Genomic DNA, 16,303 nt, shown 5'->3' with positions numbered 1-16,303 from the left:
TTTCTGTTCAGGTGCAGGTCTGGCGCGGCGGCGCGCGGCTCAGGCGGTCGCCGTGATGTGGTCGCGAAGCGCGGGAATCACGGTTTCGCCGTAGACGCGCATCGTCTCTTCTTTGTTGTCGTGCTGCAGGTAGGCAGCGAATTGGTCGACACCGAGGTCTTTGAGAGCCTTCAGCTTTTCGATGTGCTGCTCTGCCGTACCGAGCAGGCAGAAGCGGTCGACGATCTCGTCGGGCACAAACTCGGCGTGCGTGTTGCCCGCGAGCCCGTGCTGGTTGTAGTCGTAGCCTTCGCGCGCCGCGATGTAGTCGGTGAGCGCCTTCGGCACCGAGGAGTTCGCTCCGTGCTTGGCCACGATGTCGGCCACGTGATTGCCCACCATTGCGCCGAACCACCGGCTCTGATCGCGCATGTGGTCGATATCGTCGCCCACATACGCGGGCGCGGCCACGCAGAACTTGATCGACATGGGGTCGCGGCCTACTTTTTCGGCCGCATCTCGTACGGTCTTGATCATCCACTCGGCGATGTCGAGGTCGGCGAGTTGCAGAATGTAGCCGTCGCCGACTTCGCCGGTCAGTTTCAGCGCGAGGGGACCATAGGCAGCGACCCAGACCTCGAGTTCGGAGCCGTGGCTCCACGGGAATTGCACCGTGGCGCCGTTGTATTCGACCGGGCGAGAGTTGGCGAGCTCACGAATGACGTGAATCGACTCGCGCAGGGTCTTCAGGGTGGTCGGGGCGCCGTTGGTCGCGCGAACCGCCGAGTCGCCGCGCCCGATGCCACAGATGGTGCGGTTGCCGTACATCTCGTTGAGGGTGGCGAAAATGGATGCCGTGACCGTCCAATCGCGCGTCGCCGGGTTCGTGACCATGGGCCCCACCTTGATGCGGTGGGTCTCGTTCAAGATCTGGCTGTAGATGACGTAGGGCTCTTGCCAGAGCAGGTGTGAGTCGAAGGTCCAGACGTATTCGAAGCCGTGCTGTTCGGCGAGCTTGGCAAGACCGAGAGTGCGTGCCGCTGGCGGGTGGGTCTGGAGTACTGCTCCGAATTGCATTGCTGTCGCTTTCTGTTTCGCGAATGTGCGGCGAGGTTTCATTCGTCGTGCCGGGCATGGACCGGAGCGACTATAGGCTCAGATGAGGTACTGGCTGAGGCCGCGTTTGAAGTACTTACCATCGCCCTTGGTACCGAGGTACTGGTTGTCGTCGACTATGACCTTGCCCCGCGAAATGACCGTATCGACGTGACCGTCGATCTCGAAGCCTTCCCACGCCGCGTAGTCCATATTCATATGGTTCTTCTTGCCTTCGCCCATGCCGATAGAGGTGTGGCCGTTGGGGTCGTAGATCACCACATCGCCGTCAGCGCCGGGCTGAATCACGCCCTTTTTGCCGTACATGCCGAACATGCGGGCCGGTGTCGTCGACGTGAGCTCCACCCAGCGGGGAAGCGAGATCTCGCCCATCACCACACCTTGGTAGATCAGGTCCATGCGGTGCTCCACCGAACCGATGCCGTTGGGAATCTTCGAGAAGTCGCCGATTCCCATGTCTTTCTGGCCCTTCATGCAGAACGGGCAGTGATCGGTGGAGATGACTTGCAGGTCGTTCGTGCGGAGCCCCTGCCACATGTGGTGCTGGTGCCCCTCGGCACGTGACCGCAAGGGCGTCGAACAGACCCATTTGGCACCCTCGAAGTCGCCCCACTGCTCGCTCGTCGCGCCCAGCTGCTCTTCGAGCGAGAGGTAGAGGTACTGCGGGCAGGTCTCGGCGAACACGTTCTGACCCTTGTCGCGGGCGAGCGCGATCTGCTCGACCGCCTGCTTCGCGCTCACGTGCACGATGTAGAGCGGCGCCCCCGTGAGGTTCGCGAGCATGATCGCTCGGTGAGTCGCCTCTTCCTCGGCCTGCCACGGCCTGGTGGTGCCGTGAAAGTACGGTGTCGTGTCGCCTCGGGCGATCGACTGCTGAACGAGAACGTCGATGACGCTGCCGTTCTCGGCGTGCATCATCATGAGGCTGCCATTCTCGCTGGCGCGCTGCATGGCCTTCACGATCTGGCCGTCGTCGCTCAAGAAGACGCCTTTGTAGGCCATGAAGAGTTTGAAACTCGACACGCCCTCGGTCAGCAGTTCATCCATCGCTGTCAGCGAACTGTCTTGCACATCGCTCAGAATCTGGTGAAAGCCGTAGTCGACGGCACAGTTGCCGGCCGCCTTCTGGTGCCACAGGTTGTACTGGTCGAGAATGTTTTCGCCCGCGTATTGCACGACGAAGTCGACGATGCTCGTCGTGCCGCCCCACGCCGCGGCGCGGCTGCCCGTTTCGAAGGTGTCGCTGGCGAACGTGCCGCCGAAGGGCATCTCCATGTGCGTATGTGCGTCGATTCCGCCCGGAATGACGTATCTACCGCGAGCGTCGATGACCCGGTCGACATTGCCCGCGACATCGAACCCGAGCAACTGCGAACCGGGCGCCAGAACAGCGGCGATGGCCTCACCGTCGATCAGCACGTCGGCCTGTGCCGTACCCGTGGCGTTCACCACGGTTCCGCCGGTGATGAGAGTCTTCATCGATTGATCTCCTTAGTGGTAACGGCTGCAGAAAGTCAGGGCTGCGGGATGCCCGTGTACGAGTCGGGGCGGCGGTCGCGGTAGAACTGCCAGTCGTCGCGCATCTGCTGCACCATATCGAGGTCGAGGTCGCGAATCAGTATCTCTTCGTCGGTACCCGAACCGCGCTCGCCCACGAAGTTGCCGCGCGGGTCGATCACCTGGCTGGTGCCGTAGAAGTCGACCGCGAGCTCGCCGTACTCGTTGTCTTCGCGGCCGACCCGGTTGGGCTGCAGCACGAAGTAGCCGTTTGCGACCGCGGCGCACGGGCCCTCGACCTCCCAGAGCCGGTTCGAGAGACCCGGCTTGGTGGCGTTCGGGTTGAAGACGATGTGAGCGCCGTTGAGGCCGAGTTCGCGCCACCCTTCGGGAAAATGGCGGTCGTAACAGATGTAGAGGCCGACCTTGCCCACCGAAGTGTTGAACACGGGGTAACCGCCGTTGCCCGGGCGAAAGTAGAACTTCTCCCAGAACCGGTCGAGGTTCGGAATGTGGTGCTTGCGGTACTTGCCGAGAATGGTTCCGTCGGCCTCGACGATGACCGCGGTGTTGTAGTACACGCCGGTGATGTCTTCTTCGTAGATGGGCAGAATCATGACGATGTTCAGCTCTTTGGCGAGCGCGGCGAAGCGTTGCACGATGGGGCCGTCGGCGGGCTCGGCATAGCGGTAGTACTTCTTGTCTTCAGTGATGCCGAAGTACGGGCCGTAGAAGAGTTCTTGAAAGCAGATGATCTGCGCGCCATCGGCGGCCGCATCGCGAGCGAACTGCTCGTGTTTGTCGAGCATCGACTCTTTATCGCCCGTCCAGGTGGTCTGCGTGATCGCCGCTCGAATAACCGTCATTGTGCGTATTCCTTTCAAGGCCGGTTTTGTTATTATTCGTTGTGAACATTTCTCTCGTGTTTCAGCCTGTGACGTGAGGGTAAATAAGTCAAGAGGTGTGCATGATCGACCTCATCGCGGGGGCTGTGGAGGAGAAGAAGTCTCCTGAAGCGATAGCGGCCGCCGTGTCGCGCCTCATTCGCTCGGGCGAAATCGCGTCGGGCGAACGCCTGCCGACGGTGCGTGATCTCGCCGCGACGCTCGGCGTCAGCCCCGCTACGGTCTCGAATGCCTGGCAGGCGCTGGCGAGCGTAGGTCTCATCGTCTCGCGCGGGCGCGCCGGCAGCTTCGTGCTGCAGGCCGGAACCACCTGGATGCCCGCCCACTTCGCCGAACTCGCCGGCTCCCACGTCGAGGCGCGCCTCGACCTCTCGGCCGGCACTCCCGATGCACTGCTGCTGCCCGACCTCGGGGCGGCGCTCGCCCGAGTACCGTCGCGCGCCGATACCTCGAGCTACCTGGCTGGCAGGGTGCTCCCTGAACTCGAGAGTCACCTGCGGGCATCCTGGCCGTACCCACCAGAATCGCTGACGATTGTCGACGGGGCGCTTGACGCCGTGTCGCGCTCGCTCGATGTGGTGCTGAGGTATGGCGACCGGGTTGTGGTCGAAGACCCGTCGTTTCCGCCGTTTCTCGACCTGCTCGATCAGTTCGGTGCCGAACGGGTTGCGGTTCCTGTCGATCAGCACGGAATGCTGCCGGATGCCCTGGCATTCGCACTGCGTTCGAACCCCGCCGCGATACTGCTGCAGACCCGCGCACACAACCCCACGGGCGCGTCGATGAGCGAGGGGCGAGCGCGTGAGCTGGTGCGAGTGCTTCGTGCGCATTCGCATCTGACCGACCCGGTGATCGTCGAAGACGACCATTCCGGCGAGATCAGCACGGTTCGGGCGACGAGTCTCGGCTCGTGGTTGCCGCACCGTACGCTGCACATTCGAAGCTACGCGAAATCACACGGGCCCGACCTGCGCATCGGGGCACTGGCTGGGCCGACGAACCTCATCGATCAGATCGTGGCGCGACGGATGCTCGGCCCCGGCTGGACCTCGCGCATGCTGCAGATCATCCTCTACGAACTATTGACCGCGCCTTCGTCGGTGGCGCAGATCGCCGAGGCGCGAGCGGTCTACCATTCGCGGCAGATCGCGCTCGCCGGGGCACTCGCTCGGCGTGGTTTCGGCGGCGGGTTCGCGGGGGGCGGTGCGGCCAGCGGCAGCGGAATCTGGGTGCCCGACGGCATCAACCTGTGGATGCCCGTGGCCGACGAACGGGCCGCGATCGTGACTCTGGCAGCGAGCGGCCTACGAGTTGCAGCGGGGGCACCGTTCCAGGCGCATGCCGGGGTTGCGGGTGGCGACAGCGCTCTGAGGGTGGCGGGCGGGCGGGCGGGGAGCGAGCATCCGCAGGCCATACGGGTCACAGCGGGGCTCGTGCGCAGCAACTTCGACGAGGTGGCGGAGCTGCTGGCTGCGGCCGCGCGGGCCTGACCGGCTACCGTGACAGGCTCGTGCGCAGCAACTACGACGAGGTGGCGGAGCTGCTGGCTGCGGCCGCGCGGGCCTGACCGGCTACCGTGACACTGCTCGCGGGGGCGCGCCGGCGAGATGCGGCATCACTCGCACAAAAAGCACGACCCGATTGGGGCGGAAGGGGCGCGCCTAGACTGCTGGCATGCGCTTCGGAATCGTCATACTGCCCCAAGACTCCTGGGCTCTCGGCCGCCGCAAGTGGATTGAGGCCGAAGAGCTGGGGTTCGACCACGCGTGGACGTACGACCACCTCTCGTGGCGCAGTCTCGCCGAGGAGCCGTGGGGCGCAACTGTTCCGACGCTGACGGCAGCCGCGATTGTTACTGAACGAATTCGCCTCGGCACCTTTGTTTCGTCGCCGAACTTCAGGCATCCGGTGCCGTTTGCCAAAGAAATCGGCACACTCGACGATGTTTCGGGCGGCCGGTTCACGCTGGGAATCGGTTCGGGCGGCACCGGCTTCGACGCCTTCGTGCTCGGGCAGCAGTCGCTGAGCCCGCGCGAGAGGCACGAGCGGTTCACCGAATTCGTTGAGCTGCTCGACGAGCTGCTGCGGTTCGAGGCGCCCGCCACGTCGGGGCAAGTGGATGCCGTCACTCCCCCACCCCGGGGCATCAACTTCGCCGGCACCTGGTTCACCGCCCACGAGGCGCGCATGGTCGGGCGGCCGGCCCAGTCGCCGCGGGTTCCGCTGGTGCTCGCTGCAAACGGACCCAAGGGGCTCGCGCTCGTCAGCCGTTTGGCTGAGGGCTGGGTGACGACCGGCCCGGAGGGCGCCACCGGCGAAGACTGGTGGCGTGCCGTGGGCGAGCTGAGCGGCCGACTCGACCAGGCGGCCGAGGCCGCTGGGCGTGACCCGCAGTCGATCGACCGGTACCTGTCGCTCGACTCGGGCGGGCGGTACTCGGTAGAGAGCGCGTCGGCGTTCGAGGAGCTCGTAGGGCGGGCATCCACTCTCGGATTCACCGATGTGATCAGCCACTGGCCGCGCGCCGACGGCATCTACGCGGGTAGCGAAGACACTCTCGCCGAGATCGCGGCGCTGCTGCCCGCGCTGCGCTGAGCTGACCCGCGCCAAACTGCTGCCCACCCTGCGCTGACGCGCGCCGGGCCCGACCGGGCCGCCACGCGCCGCGCTCGTCGGAGCCGAGCCGAGCCGACGGCGAGCGGGCTCAGCCGGTGGGAGGATTGGGGGGTGAAGATTACGGTTGTGGCAGGCGGAGTCGGCGGGGCGAAGTTTCTGCGAGGGCTGCGTGAGCATCTGAGGCAGGTTGCTCCCGACGGCGCCGGTGGCAGCACGGCCGAAGTGACCGTGATCGTGAATACCGGCGACGACCTGTGGCTCACCGGGCTTCGAGTCTGCCCCGACCTCGACTCCATCATGTACACCCTCGGCGGGGCGAACGACGAGGTGCGCGGCTGGGGCCGGCTGGGCGAGTCTGAGCGGGTCAGCGCCGAGCTGACCGCCTACGGGGTGGGATGGCCGTGGTTCACCCTCGGCGATCTTGACCTCGGTACGCACATCACCCGCTCGCACCTGCTGCGCGAAGGGCTCACCCTCAGCGAAGCGACCGCGCAGATCACCGCCCGCTGGAACCTCGGCGTGACGCTGCTGCCGATGAGCGATCAGCCGGTGGAGACCCATGTCGTTGTCGCCGACGACACTGAGCCCGACGGCACTCGAACGATGCACTTCGAAGAGTGGTGGGTGCACTACCGCGCCAGTCTGCCGGCGCTGCGCTTCGAGCAGCACGGTCTCGAAACGGCGGTCGCTGCGCCCGGGGTGCTCGACGCGATCATCGGCGCCGATGTAGTGCTTCTTGCGCCGTCGAACCCCGTGGTGTCTATCGGCACGATTGTCACGGTGCCGGGCATCCGTGCCGCCCTGCAATCGACCGCGGCGCCCGTTGTCGGTGTGTCGCCCATCATTTCGGGGGCGGCGATCAGGGGCATGGCACACGCGTGCTTGAGTGCGATCGGCGTGCCGACAGCCGCAGATGCCGTGGGGCTCCATTATGGCGCGCGTTCGGCTGGTGGTCTGCTCGACGCCTGGCTGATCGACGAGAGTGATGCCGCGCTCGCCCCCGCACTGGAGACAGCGGGGCTGCGTGTGGCGTCGGTTCCGCTCTGGATGACGAGCGTCGACACCTCGGCTGCCCTCGCCGCGGCTGCTCTGGCAGAGGCCGCTGGCCTCACGGTCTGACGCACCCGGTGAGCGGAATGTCGTTCGTCGACCGCCTGGTGAAGGCGTCGCGGGCAGTGGGCGCGGGTGCGAACTCCGCAGACGCTCGAGCCGCGATCGGCCGGGTGCTCGCTGCCGAAGTGCCTGAGCTGCTGGCGAGCCTCGAACGCGATCGGGGTGCTGGGGCGTTTTCGTTGTGGGGGTGGTCGACGGTTCTCGATGAGAATATCGATGCTCCGGTCATCGATGAGCCGCTGTTCGCGTCTTTGCATGAGGCCGCGGGCATCGAGGCGACGTGGCCGATCGGCAACGCCGGGGTGCTGCATCTTTACGGCTACCTCCTTTCGATGGTCGAGACGCCATTCGGCCTCAAGCGTGAGAGGTGGGTGGGTTCCGAACTCGAAACGGCGCTCGGGATGCCCGCGGGCTCGTTCATGGCTCGCATCGCTAAACCCGACCAACAGCCGGGCGGTCTGCTGAGTTTCGTCTCGCGAGCACTTCTCGAGGTTCTCGACGACGAGACGGCCATTCTCGCGGTCGTCGACGAGTTCGCCGGCGAAGAACGCGAAGAGGTCGCGCGGGCGTTGCTCGTGCAGTCGACTTCGGCACCGGATGCCCGTGCCGTCGTCTACGCGATCAGAGTGGGCCCGCGAACCCAGCTCATCACGGCGTTTCCCGTGGCGACGACGCCTGCGAAGTGGCTCGCCGACGTCACGAGCGAACCACCGCGGCTGCGGTACAACGCAGCGGCACACGAGCTGGCGCCAAAGTCTCCGCTGGCCGAGCGGCGCGTCAGCCGCCCGAACCTGCGAGCGCGCGGGCGGTGAAAACGCCCACACCGCCGCGCAGCGCCCGCTCCAGATCGGCGGGAGTGTCGACGTCGCGACGCACGCTCGAATCGGCCTCGACCGGCAGCGACGCGAGGCCGGCGGCGGCGTGGCGCGCAGCCGAATGTGGGCCGAAGAGGGGCGCCACGTCGATGCCGGGTAGAGCCGTGATGGTGGTGGTTCCGGTGCCTGCGGCGTCGGCCACGAAGGTTTTCGGATGCCCGGCGGCGAGGCCGAGCATCCGGTCGACGTCGCTCGTGGCGAGTGTCGGGAGGTCTGCCGTCATCACCGCTGAGGCCGCCTGGGGGTAGTGCCGCCGGGCGAACCGCAGCCCTTCTGTGATGGCCGCGTTCAGACCGTCGAGCGGGTCGGGCACAATCTCGGCGCCGAGCGCCGCGAGCGCTTCTGTCGCCTCGGCGTCGCTGGTGACGACGATTGTGTGAGTGACGTCAGTCGCCGATCGAATCGCGCTGAGGGTGTCTCGAGCGAAGGCGAGCGCCAGGGCCCGGCGCTCGTCGGGGCTGAGTGGAAATTCGGCGAGACGTGTCTTCGATGCCGTCGACCCTTTGACGGGAAGAACGACCACCCATTCGGTCATGAGTCGGCCGCGGCACGCGCAGCAGCGGCCAGGCCGGCCGCGTACCCTTCTGCGTAGCCGCGCGCACGGCCCTCGGCCAGTGCCTCATCGGTGCCGAGGCGGAACATGTCGGTAGGCCCCGTACGGTTGAGCGCCCGGGCCGGGGTGTCGAGCGACTCCACCACGAACCGGCCGAGACCGCGCACGAGTGCGACGGGTACCCCGCTCGCTTTCCCCTTCACGAGATCGCCGGCGGCTGCAATTTCGTCGGCCACCGCGATCTGCGTCACCTCGAGCCGCTGACCGAACGTATCCACCCCGCCGCGCAGGTCATCGACCACGAGCACACCCGCCGAACCGATGGCGGCGTCGGTCTGACCCTCTCGCCAGGCGCGCCCCAGCGTGTCGGAGATGAGAATGCCGAGACGCACACCGAAACGGGCGCGGAGGTCTTCGGCGAGCGAGCGAGCCGAGGCGTCGGGATCTATCGGAAGCAACAGCACTGTTCCGGCGGCGGTATTGCTGGCGTCGACTCCCGCCGCGGCCTGAACGATGCCCTGCCGATTTTCGACGATGCGGGTGACTCCGCCGGGGTGCGCGCGGCTGGCCACCACGCGAACGGTTTCGGCCGTGATGGCGGCTTCACGATCATCCGCTCGCAACGACCTGCCCTCGGCCTTCGAAACGATTTTGCTGGTCACGACCAGAATGTCGCCGTCTCGAGCAGCGAGCCCGCTCGCCTGGAGCGCGTCGCCGATGAGTTCGCCGAGCGAATCGCCTGCCCCGATTTCGGGTATTCCTTCAACGGCATACACGGCGAGCCGCGCTGAAACCTCGAACTCGGGCAGGTCAGACATACGTCAATCCTGCCACCCGAGCCGGGCCCGGAAAGCCGCGTCAGACGTGCGCAGCCAGAAACTCTGCCACGGCGCGCGGAACGTACGGCGCCACGTCTCCCCCGAGCCCCGCGACCTGCCGCACCAGCGAACTCGACACGTGCGCGTGCGCCGGGTCAGGCAGGAGGAAGATCGTCTCGACGCCCGCCAGATTGCGGTTCACGATGGCCATCGGCGTTTCGTAGGCCACATCGATCTGCGAACGGATGCCCTTGATCAGCACTTTCGCGCCCACCTCTTCGCAGTAGTCGACGAGCAGGCCCATGCTCCACGACGTGACCACCACATTGCCTTCGATGCCGCCGTCGACGATGGCTTGCTGAATCAGCGAAACGCGCTCGGCGATGGGCAACAGCGCCGATTTGTCGGGGTTGTGCACCACGACGACATGCACCTCGTCGAAGATCGCGGCGGCGCGCTCGATCACGTCGAGATGCCCGAGAGTGACCGGGTCGAATGATCCGGGGACAACAGCGATGGTGTTCATCTCTTCAGGCTACCAATCTCCCCGCAAGGTCTCTGAGCACCAGCCGAACAGTTACGTTGCGCGACACAGCCATTGCGCGGCTCAACCATTGCGCGGCTCAGCTCTTCGCCAAGAACGCACGGTCGGTCTCGTCGAGCCTCCGCGCGAGTGCATCACGCAGCTCCGGATGCTCGGCGAGCCCCGGATCGCCCTGAAGCACCTCGGCCGCCGCCTCCCGCGCCTCACCGATCAGATCACCATCGGCGACCACCCGCAACAGCCGCAGTGACGAGCGACCACCCGACTGAGTGCTGCCGAGCACATCGCCCTCGCGCCGCAGTTCGAGGTCGATTTGCGCCAGTTCGAACCCGTCGAGGGTGGAGGCCACGGCATCCACCCGCTCGCGCGCGAGCGTCTCGAGTTCGGCGTGCGTGACCAGCAGGCAGAGCCCTGGAACCCCGCCGCGGCCGACCCGACCCCGCAGCTGGTGCAGTTGGGAGACGCCGAACCGGTCGGCGTCCATCACCACCATGGTGGAGGCGTTCGGCACATCGACGCCGACCTCGATGACGGTTGTCGCCACGAGCACGTCGATCTCGCCGGCGGCGAAGGCCTGCATGGTCTGGTCTTTCTCTTCGCTCGACATGCGGCCGTGCAGCGGCTCGATGCGGGCGCCGGCGAGAGCGGGGTTCGCTCGTGCCTCGGCCAGAACTGCGGTGACGGTGGCGAGCTGCCGGGCATCCGGTTCGCCCGGTTCGAGGTCGTCAGCGGGTTCGGCCACCGATGGTTCGATGGCGGGGCAGACGAAGAACGCCTGCCTGCCCTTGGCGAGCTCTTCGGCCGTGCGCTGCCAAATGCGACCCGCCCAGCCCGGTTTCTCGGCAAGCGGCACCACGAACGTCGAAATACCTTGGCGACCCGCCGGGAGTTCGGTGATGGTGCTGATGTCGAGATCGCCGAACACGGTCATGGCGACCGTGCGCGGAATGGGCGTGGCGGTCAGCACGAGCACGTGCGGCGGCTGAGCGCCCTTCAACCGCAGAGCCTCACGCTGCTCGACGCCGAAGCGGTGCTGCTCGTCGACCACCACGAGGCCGAGGTCGTAGAACTGCACAGTGTCGCTCAGCAGCGCGTGGGTGCCGATGACGATTTTCGACTGACCCGACACCATGCGCAGCAGCGCCTTGCGCCGCACAGCGATGGGCAACTGGCCGGTGTGCAGGGTCGGCATCAGCTCTGCAGAGAGGTCGGGGCCGAGCACGCGCACGATAGACCGCAGGTGTTGCGCCGCCAGAACCTCGGTGGGCGCTAAGAGCGCCGACTGGCCGCCCGAATCGGCCACCGCGAGCATTGCTCGCAGCGCCACGAGGGTTTTACCCGAACCCACCTCGCCCTGCACCAGTCTGTTCATGGGCTCGGCTTTGGCGAGGTCTGCGGTGATCTCGCTGCCCACCAGGCTTTGGTCACCCGTCAACGTGAACGCGAGCGCGCGGTCGAATCGCTCGAGGTAGCCGCCCGGCTTCGCCACCCGGGCGACGGCTTTTTGAGCGTGCGCGGCCTGCCGCTGCTGCAGCAGGGCCGTCTGCAGCACGAAAGCCTCCTGAAATTTGAGCGAGTCGCGCGCTTTCATGAAGTCGCTGTCTCGCTGGGGCTGATGGATGCCCTGCAGCGCTGTGCTGAAATCGACCAGCCCGCGCGCCTTTCGCACCGCCGCGGGAACGGGGTCGCCGACCGGCAGCGCCGCCTCGAGCACCAGGGCCATAGCGGCCTGAATCTGCCAGCTCGACATGGTGCCCGTGGCTGGGTAGATCGGTATCGGAGCCTCGGCCCACTTCTTCGCCTTCTCAGAAACTGACCCATCGAGTTCGAGCAGGTCGAGGTCGTCGAACAGTTTGTAGTCGGGGTGGGCGAGCTGCAGTGCGCTGCGGTATTCGGTCACTTTGCCGGTGAAGATTCCCCGGAGCCCCGGGCGCAGTTCTCTCGACCGCCACGACTGGTTGAAAAAAGTCAGGCTCAGAATTCCGCGGCCGTCAGAGATCGAGACCTCGAGAATGGAACCGCGGCGCTGACGCATCGGGCGCTCGGTGACGGTGCGAATCTCGGCGACGATGGTCACTGTCTCGTTCAGCGGAAGCTCGTTGAGGGCCGTGAGTTCACCCCGCCTGGCGTACCGCCTGGGGTAGTGGGCGAGCATGTCGCCCACGGTCGTGATGGCGAAGGCCTTCTGCAGCGGGCCCGCGGTTCGGCCGCCGAGAACGCTCGACAGCTTGGCTTCGAGCGGTGAGCCTGTGCCGAGCGCGGCACGGCGTTCGCCGGCGGTGAGAGCCTGCACCGCTTTATCGTCAGATTTCGTCCATGCGGCGCCTGCCGCGCCCGAGCGGCCGGTGCCAGAGCCGCCAGAACCCCGGCGCGGGGCCGAGCTCGCTGGGGGCACTGCCGACGCATTCATACGCCCGATTCTAGGCTTCGCGGGTGACAGGCCGGCTGGTCTGCCGCGATCTGTGCATGATCGGCGATCGGTGCACGTTGTGAAGGGCTGATACGCGAGGCAGTGCCCATCCGACTGGCGGCGCAGACAGGCGGGCCCGCGCGGGGCGGTCAGCACGGCGACAGCGGCGGCGCTGCAGGCAGCGCGATAGCCTGCTGCAATGCCTCTCGCCTCCACCAGCCACCGACCCCCGGTCGCCCGATGACCCGCATCATCGCCGGGTTCGCCGGTTCGCAGCGCCTCGCCGTTCCTGCCTCAGGAACCCGCCCAACCAGCGACCGGGTGCGCGAGGCCATCTTCTCGGCGCTCGAGTCGCGCGACCTCATCAGCGGATGCGCCGCACTCGACCTCTATGCGGGGTCAGGCGCGCTCGGGCTCGAGGCCGCGTCTCGAGGCGCGGCCGAGGTGACTCTCGTAGAGAAGAACCCGGCGGCGGCGCGCGTCGCCAAGAGCAATGCCACGACCATCCTGAACGCCGCCGCGGCCTCGAAAGCCACAAAGCCGCGCCTGACCGTGGTGACGCAGCAGGTGAATGCGTTTCTGGGCTCGTCAGTCGTGCAGTTCGACGTGGTTTTCATCGACCCTCCTTATGACCTCAGCGAGATCGAGCTCGCTGAAACGCTCGATCGGCTGACCGGCCATGTGACGGCGGGGGCGACGATCGTGATCGAACGCACGGCCCGGTCACCGCAACCCAGCTTGCCGCCGGCATTCGTGCTCGACCGGCGAAAAGATTATGGCGAGACCACTCTATGGTGGCTGACGACGCCTGAATGAGGGCCGATCGGTGCAATAATGCAGTGGCGCAATGTTGCAACTCGGCAACTTTGCAACTCAGCAAATTTGCAGGTGGGCAAGTTTGCACTTGCGAAACTTTGCAGCAAGCGCAATAATTGAGACATGGAAACGACAGCCCCCCTCGGATTGCGCGATAAGAAGCGCGCCGAGACCCGGGCCAAGCTCGAACGCGTGGCTGTTGAACTGGTCTTGCGCGACGGACTGGCCCACGCCACTGTCGACGCCATCAGTGATGCCGCCGACGTTTCGCCGCGCACGTTCTTCAACTACTTCGACTCGAAGGAAGACGCCATTCTCGGCGTGCGCAACCCTGAACTGACCGATGACGAGGTCGCCCAGCACCTGGCCGCTTCCGACGGCGGCGGCCTTGTCGAGTCGATCGTGAGCCTGCTGCTGTGGGTGATCGAACCATCGACGACGAGTTCAGAACTGCACATGTCGCGCATGAAAGTCGTCAAGGCTCACCCCGAACTACTCAGTCGCCACATCACCCAAATGACCCGCATGGCCGATCAGCTCACCGCGGGCATCCAGACCCTGCTCGAGAAAGACCCGAGGTTCGAAGGCGATTCGCCAGAGACCTTGCAGCCCTCAGCCGATGTGCTGTTCGCGCTCTGCACGGGAGGCGTTCGCGTCGCCGTGAAGGAATGGGTCACGAACGGCAGCGCAGCTACACAAGACCAGTTGGCCAACTTGGATCAATTGGAACGGCGAGCCATCGAGCTCGTCAGAGAGGTAACGAAGAAAATCCAATGACCGCCACAACTTCGTCGGCACCAACCGCTCGAGCGGCTGACCCGACATCACGACGTAACGTCTTGCTGGTGTTCGCCGGCCTGATGGTGGCGATGCTTCTCGCATCGCTCGATCAGACCATTTTCAGCACGGCACTACCCACCATCGTCGGCCAGCTTCACGGCGTCGACCTCATGCTGTGGGTCACCACGGCCTACATTCTCGCGTCGACCATCGTGCTGCCCGTCTACGGCAAGCTCGGTGACCTCATCGGCCGCAAGGGCCTGTTCATCATCGCGATCAGCCTGTTCTTGGCTGGCTCGATTGTCGGTGGCCTCGCCCCTGACATGGGTCAGCTCATCGCGGGCCGCGCCATCCAGGGCCTGGGCGGTGGCGGTCTGATGATTCTCGCGCAAGCGATCATTGCTGACGTCGTGCCCGCTCGTGAGCGTGGCAAGTACATGGGAATCATGGGTGGCGTCTTCGCTCTCTCGAGCGTCGCCGGCCCGCTGCTCGGCGGCTGGTTCACCGAAGGGCCCGGCTGGCGCTGGGGCTTCTGGATGAACATTCCGCTCGGCATTCTCGCCATCTTGTCAGCCGTCATCTTCTTGAAGCTGCCGAAGAACTCTCAGGGCAAGCCGCGCATCGACTACGCAGGCATGGTCTTGCTCGCACTGGCATCGGCCGGTCTCGTGCTCACCACGACCTGGGGTGGCAACACCTACGCCTGGGATTCACCCACGATCATCGGCCTCATCGTCGGTACGGTCGTCGCTGCGGTCGCGTTCATCATGGTGGAGCGTCGCGCATCCGAGCCGATCATGCCCCCGTTCTTGTTCAAGCAGAAGAACTTCATTCTGACCACGATCTCGGGTCTGATCATCGGTATCGCCATGTTCGGTGCGCTCGCCTACCTGCCGACCTACATGCAGATGGTCACCGGCGCGAACGCCACGCAGGCCGGGTTGCTCATGATTCCGCTCATGGCGGGTCTGCTGATCACCTCGATCGGCTCAGGCCAGATCGTCAGCCGCACGGGTCATTACAAGTTCTTGCCCATCATCGGCACGTTCATCACGGCCGTCGCGCTTCTGCTGCTGTCGACCATGACCGCTGGGATGCCCGTGTGGATCATCTGCGCCTACCTCGCCATCATGGGTATCGGGCTCGGTATGTGTATGCAGATTCTGATCCTGATCGTGCAGAACACCTTCCCGCTGCGTGTGGTCGGTACGGCTACCGCGTCGAACAACTACTTCCGCCAGATCGGTGCCTCACTTGGCACCGCCGTTGTCGGCAGCTTGTTCACCGCGAAGCTCACCACCCTGCTGGCCGAGCGTCTGCCTGCCGGTGGTACCGGTACCGCGGGTGGCAACAACTCGCTCACGCCCGACCTGGTTCGTGCGCTGCCTGATTCCGTTCGCCAGATCATCGTCGGTGCGTACAGCGACTCGCTGACCCCGATCTTCTTGCTCATGGTTCCGCTGGTGCTGGCCGCTACGGTGCTGCTGTTCTTCGTCAAGGAGAAGCCGCTCGCCACGACGCTCGACCGCGACATCCTGCCCGAGTCGCTAGAGATCGACGGCGCCACTCATGTGGTGCTCGAGACGGGTGCCGAGGTGCAGGCCGACGAGGCTGGTGCTGCGGATGCTCGTGCTGCGGCTTATGCGAACGGGTCTGGTTCAGACCCCGATGCCGAGCTTGCGGCGCTCACCGAAAGCGAGTCAGACACAGTGTCGCCCGGCGGCGAAACGTCAGGCCCGCGCCACTAACGCCGACTAGTCGGCTGACTTTCGAAGAGTCAGCCGACGTCACAAAAGGCTGAGGCGATCAGAGAGATCTGGTCGCCTCAGCCTTTTTGCGTCGCGTTCGTTGTTGTCTGCTACGACAGATCAGGCTCCGGCAGCAATTGCAGACCCACCGTCGTACTCGCGCCGAGCATCAGCGCCTCGATCCAGGCGCGGTTCAGCGCGGGCTCTTTGCTGCCGTAGAACTTGAACTGTAAGGGAATCGACGGGTGCATCCACAGGCTCGCGTGCCCAGCACCGGCCTCCGGCCCGTACGCATACTGCATCGTGAACGATTCGCCGCGGCGCAGCTTCGTCACAATGACCACACGCAGGTGCGCCAGCACACGGTCGTCGAACTCGATTTCGACGCCGGGGGTGCCGTAGATCAGTTTTCCCATAGAACGCAACTCCATTCGTGACCTGTTCGCCAGCGTGGTGTCGTCTACGTCTGTCGCGGCGGCGTCAGAGAGATTCTAATAGGCAATCGTGACGGCGATTGCTCAGCGGTCGCGGTG

At 65.5% G+C, this 16,303-nt stretch carries 15 protein-coding genes; 7 read left to right on the top strand and 8 right to left on the bottom strand.

The window, feature by feature from the left end; all coding sequences use genetic code 11:
* Window positions 1–39 precede the first annotated feature (39 nt).
* From IEX24_RS04110 to IEX24_RS04100, 3 genes are all read right to left on the bottom strand, one after another.
* Window positions 40–1,056, bottom strand: coding sequence for a TIGR03842 family LLM class F420-dependent oxidoreductase (locus IEX24_RS04110; RefSeq protein ID WP_188674038.1), 1,017 nt, complete (start codon window positions 1,054–1,056; stop codon window positions 40–42).
* 78 nt (window positions 1,057–1,134) lie between these two features.
* Window positions 1,135–2,574: a dihydropyrimidinase gene (gene hydA / locus IEX24_RS04105; protein ID WP_188674036.1), complete on the bottom strand. Its 1,440-nt coding sequence runs from the start codon at window positions 2,572–2,574 to the stop codon at window positions 1,135–1,137.
* A 35-nt stretch (window positions 2,575–2,609) separates the two neighbouring features.
* Window positions 2,610–3,458, bottom strand: a complete 849-nt coding sequence (locus tag IEX24_RS04100) for a nitrilase-related carbon-nitrogen hydrolase (protein ID WP_188674033.1) — start codon at window positions 3,456–3,458, stop codon at window positions 2,610–2,612.
* Window positions 3,459–3,559: 101 nt separating this feature from the next.
* Here IEX24_RS04100 and IEX24_RS04095 point away from each other — a divergent pair, with 101 nt between their 5' ends.
* The 4 genes from IEX24_RS04095 (at window position 3,560) to IEX24_RS04080 (ending at window position 8,038) form a co-directional block, all read left to right on the top strand.
* Window positions 3,560–4,987: an aminotransferase-like domain-containing protein gene (locus IEX24_RS04095; protein WP_188674030.1), complete on the top strand. Its 1,428-nt coding sequence runs from the start codon at window positions 3,560–3,562 to the stop codon at window positions 4,985–4,987.
* A 184-nt stretch (window positions 4,988–5,171) separates the two neighbouring features.
* Window positions 5,172–6,092 (top strand): LLM class flavin-dependent oxidoreductase, encoded by a 921-nt coding sequence (locus IEX24_RS04090; RefSeq protein ID WP_188674028.1) that lies wholly within the window; start codon window positions 5,172–5,174, stop codon window positions 6,090–6,092.
* Window positions 6,093–6,224: 132 nt separating this feature from the next.
* On the top strand, window positions 6,225–7,232 hold the full coding sequence (gene cofD / locus IEX24_RS04085; RefSeq protein ID WP_188674025.1) for a 2-phospho-L-lactate transferase: 1,008 nt from the start codon (window positions 6,225–6,227) through the stop codon (window positions 7,230–7,232).
* Between the two features lie 17 nt (window positions 7,233–7,249).
* Window positions 7,250–8,038 carry an amino acid deaminase gene (locus IEX24_RS04080; protein ID WP_188674022.1) on the top strand — a complete coding sequence of 263 codons (789 nt, stop codon included), beginning with the start codon at window positions 7,250–7,252 and terminating at the stop codon, window positions 8,036–8,038.
* Here the strand turns inward: IEX24_RS04080 and cofC are convergent.
* From cofC to IEX24_RS04060, 4 genes are all read right to left on the bottom strand, one after another.
* Window positions 8,004–8,636, bottom strand: a complete 633-nt coding sequence (gene cofC / locus IEX24_RS04075) for a 2-phospho-L-lactate guanylyltransferase (protein ID WP_188674019.1) — start codon at window positions 8,634–8,636, stop codon at window positions 8,004–8,006. The two genes, IEX24_RS04080 and cofC, sit on opposite strands and share 35 nt — an antisense overlap.
* The gene (locus tag IEX24_RS04070; protein WP_188674017.1) at window positions 8,633–9,472 is read right to left on the bottom strand and encodes a coenzyme F420-0:L-glutamate ligase; all 840 of its coding nucleotides are present in this window, start codon (window positions 9,470–9,472) and stop codon (window positions 8,633–8,635) included. Before IEX24_RS04070 ends, cofC begins: the two co-directional genes overlap by 4 nt.
* Before the next feature lie 40 nt (window positions 9,473–9,512).
* Window positions 9,513–9,998 carry a pantetheine-phosphate adenylyltransferase gene (gene coaD / locus IEX24_RS04065; RefSeq protein ID WP_188674013.1) on the bottom strand — a complete coding sequence of 162 codons (486 nt, stop codon included), beginning with the start codon at window positions 9,996–9,998 and terminating at the stop codon, window positions 9,513–9,515.
* Window positions 9,999–10,095: 97 nt separating this feature from the next.
* Window positions 10,096–12,426 (bottom strand): ATP-dependent DNA helicase RecG, encoded by a 2,331-nt coding sequence (locus tag IEX24_RS04060; protein ID WP_188674010.1) that lies wholly within the window; start codon window positions 12,424–12,426, stop codon window positions 10,096–10,098.
* Window positions 12,427–12,666: 240 nt separating this feature from the next.
* Here IEX24_RS04060 and rsmD point away from each other — a divergent pair, with 240 nt between their 5' ends.
* The 3 genes from rsmD (at window position 12,667) to IEX24_RS04045 (ending at window position 15,770) form a co-directional block, all read left to right on the top strand.
* Complete coding sequence (rsmD, locus tag IEX24_RS04055) at window positions 12,667–13,242, top strand: 16S rRNA (guanine(966)-N(2))-methyltransferase RsmD (RefSeq protein ID WP_188674007.1); 576 nt, start codon at window positions 12,667–12,669, stop codon at window positions 13,240–13,242.
* 123 nt (window positions 13,243–13,365) lie between these two features.
* Window positions 13,366–14,019 carry a TetR/AcrR family transcriptional regulator gene (locus IEX24_RS04050; RefSeq protein ID WP_188674004.1) on the top strand — a complete coding sequence of 218 codons (654 nt, stop codon included), beginning with the start codon at window positions 13,366–13,368 and terminating at the stop codon, window positions 14,017–14,019.
* A complete protein-coding gene (locus IEX24_RS04045; RefSeq protein ID WP_188674001.1) occupies window positions 14,016–15,770 on the top strand; it encodes an MDR family MFS transporter in 1,755 nt (584 codons plus the stop codon). The genes IEX24_RS04050 and IEX24_RS04045 overlap by 4 nt, the downstream gene beginning before the upstream one ends.
* A 110-nt stretch (window positions 15,771–15,880) precedes the next feature.
* On the opposite strand, the gene IEX24_RS04040 is transcribed toward IEX24_RS04045, so the two are convergent.
* Window positions 15,881–16,186, bottom strand: coding sequence for a DUF7882 family protein (locus IEX24_RS04040; protein WP_188673998.1), 306 nt, complete (start codon window positions 16,184–16,186; stop codon window positions 15,881–15,883).
* Window positions 16,187–16,303 lie beyond the last annotated feature (117 nt).

The organism is Subtercola lobariae (genome assembly GCF_014640255.1).
Classification (GTDB): Bacteria; Actinomycetota; Actinomycetes; order Actinomycetales; family Microbacteriaceae; genus Subtercola; species Subtercola lobariae.
This window is presented reverse-complemented; position numbering and strand designations above follow the sequence as displayed.

Excerpts from the sequence above, each read along its gene's own strand:
- IEX24_RS04110 (WP_188674038.1), bottom strand. The coding sequence starts at position 1,056 with ATGCAATTCGGAGCAGTACTCCAGACCCACCCGCCAGCGGCACGCACT.
- hydA (WP_188674036.1), bottom strand. The coding sequence starts at position 2,574 with ATGAAGACTCTCATCACCGGCGGAACCGTGGTGAACGCCACGGGTACG.
- IEX24_RS04100 (WP_188674033.1), bottom strand. The coding sequence starts at position 3,458 with ATGACGGTTATTCGAGCGGCGATCACGCAGACCACCTGGACGGGCGAT.
- IEX24_RS04095 (WP_188674030.1), top strand. The coding sequence starts at position 3,560 with ATGATCGACCTCATCGCGGGGGCTGTGGAGGAGAAGAAGTCTCCTGAA.
- IEX24_RS04090 (WP_188674028.1), top strand. The coding sequence starts at position 5,172 with ATGCGCTTCGGAATCGTCATACTGCCCCAAGACTCCTGGGCTCTCGGC.
- IEX24_RS04080 (WP_188674022.1), top strand. The coding sequence starts at position 7,250 with ATGTCGTTCGTCGACCGCCTGGTGAAGGCGTCGCGGGCAGTGGGCGCG.
- cofC (WP_188674019.1), bottom strand. The coding sequence starts at position 8,636 with ATGACCGAATGGGTGGTCGTTCTTCCCGTCAAAGGGTCGACGGCATCG.
- IEX24_RS04070 (WP_188674017.1), bottom strand. The coding sequence starts at position 9,472 with ATGTCTGACCTGCCCGAGTTCGAGGTTTCAGCGCGGCTCGCCGTGTAT.
- coaD (WP_188674013.1), bottom strand. The coding sequence starts at position 9,998 with ATGAACACCATCGCTGTTGTCCCCGGATCATTCGACCCGGTCACTCTC.
- IEX24_RS04060 (WP_188674010.1), bottom strand. The coding sequence starts at position 12,426 with ATGAATGCGTCGGCAGTGCCCCCAGCGAGCTCGGCCCCGCGCCGGGGT.
- rsmD (WP_188674007.1), top strand. The coding sequence starts at position 12,667 with ATGACCCGCATCATCGCCGGGTTCGCCGGTTCGCAGCGCCTCGCCGTT.
- IEX24_RS04050 (WP_188674004.1), top strand. The coding sequence starts at position 13,366 with ATGGAAACGACAGCCCCCCTCGGATTGCGCGATAAGAAGCGCGCCGAG.
- IEX24_RS04045 (WP_188674001.1), top strand. The coding sequence starts at position 14,016 with ATGACCGCCACAACTTCGTCGGCACCAACCGCTCGAGCGGCTGACCCG.
- IEX24_RS04040 (WP_188673998.1), bottom strand. The coding sequence starts at position 16,186 with ATGGGAAAACTGATCTACGGCACCCCCGGCGTCGAAATCGAGTTCGAC.